This is a genomic window from Streptomyces sp. RP5T (assembly GCF_003933965.1).
Lineage (GTDB): Bacteria > Actinomycetota > Actinomycetes > Streptomycetales > Streptomycetaceae > Streptomyces.
Genome location: NZ_RSAJ01000505.1, coordinates 1 through 6,080, shown reverse-complemented (window position 1 = coordinate 6,080; position 6,080 = coordinate 1). Strand labels below are relative to the sequence as shown.

General features: G+C 69.7%; 7 protein-coding genes. 3 read left to right on the top strand and 4 right to left on the bottom strand.

What is annotated here, in order from left to right; genetic code table 11:
* Positions 1-74: 74 nt before the first annotated feature.
* Both EHS43_RS48305 and EHS43_RS34745 read right to left on the bottom strand, forming a co-directional pair.
* Positions 75-209 (bottom strand): DUF397 domain-containing protein, encoded by a 135-nt coding sequence (locus tag EHS43_RS48305; protein ID WP_260470840.1) that lies wholly within the window; start codon positions 207-209, stop codon positions 75-77.
* The gene (locus EHS43_RS34745; protein ID WP_125194622.1) at positions 169-1,086 is read right to left on the bottom strand and encodes a helix-turn-helix transcriptional regulator; all 918 of its coding nucleotides are present in this window, start codon (positions 1,084-1,086) and stop codon (positions 169-171) included. The genes EHS43_RS48305 and EHS43_RS34745 overlap by 41 nt, the downstream gene beginning before the upstream one ends.
* A gap of 179 nt (positions 1,087-1,265) precedes the next feature.
* On the opposite strand from EHS43_RS34745, the gene EHS43_RS34740 reads away from it, so the two are divergent.
* Positions 1,266-1,724 (top strand): ATP-binding protein, encoded by a 459-nt coding sequence (locus tag EHS43_RS34740; protein WP_125194621.1) that lies wholly within the window; start codon positions 1,266-1,268, stop codon positions 1,722-1,724.
* Between the two features lie 200 nt (positions 1,725-1,924).
* Here the strand turns inward: EHS43_RS34740 and EHS43_RS34735 are convergent, their stop codons facing one another.
* Positions 1,925-2,452 carry a YbjN domain-containing protein gene (locus EHS43_RS34735; RefSeq protein ID WP_125194620.1) on the bottom strand — a complete coding sequence of 176 codons (528 nt, stop codon included), beginning with the start codon at positions 2,450-2,452 and terminating at the stop codon, positions 1,925-1,927.
* 140 nt (positions 2,453-2,592) lie between these two features.
* Between EHS43_RS34735 and EHS43_RS34730 the strand changes: the two genes are divergently transcribed.
* The gene (locus EHS43_RS34730; RefSeq protein ID WP_260470839.1) at positions 2,593-3,081 is read left to right on the top strand and encodes a hypothetical protein; all 489 of its coding nucleotides are present in this window, start codon (positions 2,593-2,595) and stop codon (positions 3,079-3,081) included.
* 36 nt (positions 3,082-3,117) lie between these two features.
* On the opposite strand, the gene clpB is transcribed toward EHS43_RS34730, so the two are convergent.
* The gene (gene clpB / locus EHS43_RS34725) at positions 3,118-5,715 is read right to left on the bottom strand and encodes an ATP-dependent chaperone ClpB (protein WP_125194619.1); all 2,598 of its coding nucleotides are present in this window, start codon (positions 5,713-5,715) and stop codon (positions 3,118-3,120) included.
* Between the two features lie 127 nt (positions 5,716-5,842).
* Between clpB and EHS43_RS34720 the strand changes: the two genes are divergently transcribed.
* A partial coding sequence (locus tag EHS43_RS34720; protein WP_185806543.1) for a pyridoxamine 5'-phosphate oxidase family protein occupies positions 5,843-6,080 on the top strand: 238 nt, incomplete at its 3' end.

Below are 6,080 nucleotides of genomic sequence, written 5' to 3'. Positions count from 1 at the left end.
GGGTAGTTCTTTCCCCCGGTTCTTTGGGGAGGTCAGTGGCTTGCCGGGACCTCGCGGACAGGGGGTCGGTGAGCTCAGTTTCCGGAGCGGTGGACCTTCAACTCGCCTATGAAGGCGGCCCAAGAGCCGGCCTCGAAGCACAGTGCCGGACCGTGCGGGACCTTGCTGTCACGGACGGGGACGACGGTCCCCGGGAATCCGCCGGCCACCTCCACGCAGTCGCCGCCCGCCTGATTGCTGTAGCTGCTCTTGCGCCAAGCGGCGCCGTTCAGGTTTGGACGGGAGATTCGCGCCACGGTAGCTGCCCTCCAGGGTGGACCGAATCATGTCGAGGGACATGAGCGGGGGCAGCGCCGCCGCCCGCAGCCGATCGTAAATCACCTTGTAGCGGCTGACGTTGGCCGGTTCCTCGATGAGTTGGCCGTAGTCCGCGCCCTCCGTGTAGGCCACGTCCGTGCCGTCCAGGAGAGTCAGGATCGTCAGCGACCCACCCATCGCCTCGTGTCCGCCTTGGTCGAAGGGCAACACCTGCACACTGATGTGGCGTTCCGCCGCCGCACCGAGCAGTCGCACCATCTGCTGCCGCATCACGCCACGGCCGCCGATGGGGCGCCTCAGCACTGCCTCGTCCAGGATCACCACCAGCTCCGGCCGGTCGGGTGAACTCAGGCGTTCCTGCCGCCCCATCCGGGCTGCGACGCGCTCCTCCAACTGCTCTTCGCCGTCAAGCAACGCATCCAGACTGAGAACCGCCCGCGCATAGCCCTCCGTCTGCAACAGCCCCGGCACCACATGCGCCGCGTACTGCCGGATCACCCCCGCCCGCTCCGAGTACTCCATGAACTTCCGCGACCAGTCCGGAAACGCCTCCCGGTACACGTACGGCCACAGCTCCACGAGCAATTCATCGGCACCGAGGACCACATCCAGCGCCCGCGCCAGCTCCAGCGTGGGCTTCGCTCCGGACGCCCGCTCGATCTGCGTGATCCGCGTGCCCACCACATGGACCCTGTCGCCCAGCTCGGCCTGGGTCAGTCCGGCCGCGAGGCGAAGTCTGCGGACCCGCGCACCGAACAGCGCGGCCATCGACGTACGGGGGTCAATTCCGTTGGCCAAAGCGTCACTTCCGTTCCTTATGGGTCGAAAAGTAAGGCCGCGTCACCTGTTGAGCGTAGGGCGGCCGGACGACTCTTGAGTGCGGAACGTGACGACCCGCGCACGCCACGCCACATCAGCCCGCTCGACAGCCAAGGACGGAACACCCCGTGCTGACGGAATCGACAGACGTACAGAGCGAACTGCCGCCTCTGGTGGCCCAGTTCCCCTCCTCCCCGCGAGGGGCACGACTGGCCCGGCACCTCGCCGTGCGGCACCTGGAGGAGTGGGGGTGGCCGCCGGCGTCGGACGCGTCGTGCGCGGTCGCCCTCGTGGTCGCCGAACTCGCCGCGAACGCCGTTCTCCACGGCCGGGCACCGGGACACGACTTCGGCCTCCGGCTCGCTCTCGACGCGGCGGCGGGCCTGGTCCGCGTCGAGGTCGCGGACGCTGCCTCCGCGAAACGGCCCCCGGCGACCCCGCCGCCATCGGCCCCCGAGGGCGAGTCGGGCCGAGGACTGCTCCTGGTGGACACCCTGGCCGTGCGCTGGGGTGCGGCGCCGCGCCACCCGCTGGGCAAGACAGTATGGGCGGAGGTGTCCATTGCGCCCCCAACCGTCGGTGATTGACGGCTACGCCGCGTGGTCGTCATCGCCATGCGGACGTACGAAAAATTATCCACAGGCTGTGGACGGACGCTGCGAATCCGGAAAGAACAGAGCCCGGCCCGGCACGCGGCCGTGGTGGCCGGTGCCCTGGCCGGGCTCTCGTCGTTCCGGGGGGCGTGTCCGGTGGTGGTCGCCGTTACGCCCCGCCTGCGCGAGGACTCCTACTCGTCGTCCTCGGGCTTCTCCGCGTCGTTGACGTCCTCCTCGAGACCGAGCTGCTCGACGAGCCACTTGTCGAACTCGATGGCGGCGCGCACCCAGCTGACCGTGGAGGACACGAAGTGCTCCAGGGCGACGCCGGTGCCGATCAGCATCTGCGCCTCGCCGATCAGGCGGACGGTGCCGTCGTCGTGGGTGTGGCTGTAGACCTTGGGCCACAGCGTGCGGCGGTTCCAGTCGTCGATCGACTCGAGCAGCTGCGGCTTCTCGTCGATCTGGTGGGGCCGGTCGTAGAACGTCCGCACCGAGAAGACCTGCTGGTCACCCTCGCCGCGGAACATGAAATACGTACGGAACTGCTCCCACGGCGCCGCGAGGTCACCCTCGTCGTCGACGACATACTTCAGCTCCATCTGGTCGAGGAGCTGCTTCACGAGATCCTGATCCGGGACGACGGGGCCCGCCGGTCCTTGCGGCTGCGGCTCGGGCTGGCCCCCGAAGTTCGGAATCGAGGACGGGTCGATGGTCACCGTGAATTTCCCTTCGTACGGATTCTGCCATCCTCCCCCATGCGGGGAGGGGGGTGGCAAGCCCCGACAGGCCCTGTCCTCCCAGGGCTGACATGATCCGGACAGCCACGATAGAAAGGGGCCGAGGAAACGGGGATCACATGACACAGACGCAGACCGAAACCATGCCGGAACAGGTCCGGCCGGGCAGGACCAGATGGGGCGTGTTCACGGCGATCCTGGCCGTGCCGACCCTGGTGGTGGCGGCCCTGATCGCGCTGCTGGTCGCCTGGCTGTTCACGGACGACTCCGTCGACACGGGCGTCCGGAAGGTCCCGTGCGCCGAGGCGTTCGGCTACGGCGGGGCAAAGCCCCCGGCCGGGGCGCGCGACCTCTCGTGCGTGCTGCAGGCCGCGCAGGACCCCCGGTACGAGGCCCGCTTCCTGCTGCGGCGCGCCGAGGTGAACGCCTGGGTGGCGGCGAGCTACCCGGACGGCCCCGGCCTGCGCAACGTGCAGTGCGACGGCACGGGCGTCTACGCGTGCATGAACCGGGACCAGGTGGGCGGGCAGAGCGCCTCCGTACAGCTGGAGGTCGCCGAGGACGGGCCGAAGTGGTCCGTGGTGCGGTTCGTGGCGTTCACGCAGTGACGAGGGGGCACCGCCGCCCCCTCGTCACCAGCGCGCTCAGAGCGTCTTGCCGGTGGCCGGTCCCACGATCAGGCCCTCGCCGAACGCGTCCACCCGGACCGTGTCGCCGTCCTTGACCTCGCCGGACAGGATCTCCTTGGCGAGCCGGTCGCCGATGGCCGTCTGGACGAGCCGGCGCAGCGGGCGGGCGCCGTAGGCCGGGTCCATGCCCTCGACTGCGAGCCAGTCCAGGGCCGCGTCGGTGACCTCCAGGGTGAGCCGGCGCTCGGCGAGCCGCTGCGCGAGCCGGTCGATCTGGAGCCGCGCGATCCGGCCGAGCTCGTCCTTGCTGAGGGCGGAGAAGACGACCAGGTCGTCGAGCCGGTTGAGGAACTCCGGCTTGAAGGAGGCCCGCACGACCTCCAGGACCTGTTCCTTCTTCTCCGTCTCGCTGGTGATCGGGTCGACCAGGAACTGGCTGCCCAGGTTGGACGTCAGCACCAGGATCGTGTTGCGGAAGTCGACGGTGCGGCCCTGACCGTCCGTCAGGCGGCCGTCGTCCAGCACCTGGAGCAGGATGTCGAAGACCTCCGGGTGGGCCTTCTCCACCTCGTCGAGCAGCACCACGCTGTACGGCCGCCTGCGCACCGCCTCGGTCAGCTGGCCGCCCTCCTCGTAGCCGATGTAGCCGGGGGGCGCGCCGACGAGCCGGGCGACGGTGTGCTTCTCGCCGTACTCGCTCATGTCGATGCGGACCATCGCCCGCTCGTCGTCGAAGAGGAAGTCGGCGAGGGCCTTGGCGAGTTCGGTTTTGCCGACGCCGGTGGGGCCGAGGAAGAGGAAGGAGCCGGTGGGCCGGTCGGGGTCGGCGATGCCGGCCCGGGTGCGGCGCACGGCGTCGGAGACGGCCCGCACGGCCTCGCTCTGGCCGATGAGCCGCTTGCCCAACTCCTCCTCCATGCGCAGGAGTTTCTGCGTCTCGCCCTCCATGAGGCGGCCGGCCGGGATGCCGGTCCAGGCGGCGACGGTGTCGGCGATGTCGTCGGCGCCGACCTCCTCCTTGACCATGGTGTCCCTGGCGGCCTCCTCCTCGGCCTCGGAGGCGGCCTCCAAGTCCCTTTCCAGGGTGGGGATCTCGCCGTACAGCAGCTTGCTGGCGGTGTCGAAGTCGCCGTCGCGCTGGGCGCGTTCGGCCTGACCGCGCAACTCGTCCAGCTTCTCCTTGAGTTCACCCACCCGGTTGAGGGACTGCTTCTCCTTCTCCCAGCGGGCGGTCAGGCCCCGCAGCTCCTCCTCCTTGTCGGCGAGGTCGCGGCGCAGCCGCTCCAGGCGCTCGCGGGAGGCCGGGTCGGTCTCCTTGACCAGCGCGAGCTCCTCCATCTTCAACCGGTCGACCCCGCGCTGGAGTTCGTCGATCTCGACGGGCGAGGAGTCGATCTCCATGCGCAGCCGGGAGGCCGCCTCGTCGACGAGGTCGATGGCCTTGTCGGGCAGGAAGCGGGAGGTGATGTACCGGTCGGAGAGGGTGGCCGCCGCGACCAGCGCGCTGTCGGCGATCTGGACCTTGTGGTGCGCCTCGTAGCGCCCCTTGAGGCCGCGCAGGATGGCGATGGTGTCCTCGACGGTGGGCTCGGCGACCAGCACCTGCTGGAAGCGGCGCTCCAGGGCGGGGTCCTTCTCGATCCGCTCCCGGTACTCGTCGAGGGTCGTCGCCCCGACCATGCGCAGCTCACCGCGGGCGAGCATGGGCTTGAGCATGTTGCCGGCGTCCATGGAGGAGTCGCCTCCGGCGCCCGCGCCCACGACGGTGTGCAGCTCGTCGATGAAGGTGATGATCTGCCCGTCGGAGTCCTTGATCTCCGCGAGGACCGTCTTCAGGCGCTCCTCGAACTCACCCCGGTACTTGGCACCGGCGACCATGGCGCCGAGGTCGAGCGCTACCAGCCGCTTGTCCTTGAGCGACTCGGGCACGTCCCCCTTGACGATCCGCTGGGCGAGCCCCTCGACGACGGCGGTCTTGCCGACGCCGGGCTCGCCGATGAGGACGGGGTTGTTCTTCGTACGACGGGACAGCACCTGGACGACCCGGCGGATCTCCTGGTCGCGGCCGATGACGGGGTCGAGCTTGCCGTCCCGTGCGGCGGCGGTGAAGTCGGTACCGAACTTCTCCAGGGCCTTGTACTGCCCCTCGGGGTCGGCGGTGGTCACCCTGCGCCCTCCTCTGGCCTTCTGGAAGGCTTCGACAAGCTTGTTGGGGGTTGCGCCCTGCCCGGTCAGCACCTCGGCGGCCGGCCCGCCCTTGGCGGCGATGCCGATGAGCAGGTGCTCGGTGGAGAGGTACTCGTCCCCGAGGTCCTTGGCGCGGGCCTGCGCGTCGGCGATGACGGTGAGCAGGTCGCGGTTGGGCTGTGGGGGCGCGACGGTGGACCCGGCCACGCTGGGCAGCGAGCCGAGCACCTTCTCGGCACCGGCCCGCACGGCGGCCTGGTCGGCGTCGACGGCCGCGAGCAGGTCGGTGATGTTCTCGTTGTCCTGCCCCTGGAGCAGAGCGAGGAGCAGGTGGGCGGGGGTGAGGTCCGGGTGTCCCTCGGTCACGGCCCGGTTGCTGGCCGCGTTGATCGCGTCCCGGCTCCGGTTGGTCAGCTCGGCATCCACGTGTCCGTACTCCTCCTGGTGTCGCTCCTGTACCGACTCCTGCACTGACTCAGTCAGCGTACATAAAGTTGAGTCTATTCCACTCAAGGCGATGCTCGGGAGGGATGAGGGGACTAGCTTTCCCGGTATGACCTCCTACGCCCAGGATCCGGGTGCCCCGGACCCGTCGTTCCTCAGCTTCTGGCGCGAACGGCATCTGTGCACCCTGACGACACCACGCCCGGACGGGACCCCGCACGTGGTGCCCGTCGGGGTGACGTACGACCCCGAGGCCGGCCTCGCCCGGGTGATCACGAGCCGGACCAGCACGAAGGCGCGGAACGTGCTGGCGGCCGGTGAGGACGGGGCGGCGGTGGCGGTGTGCC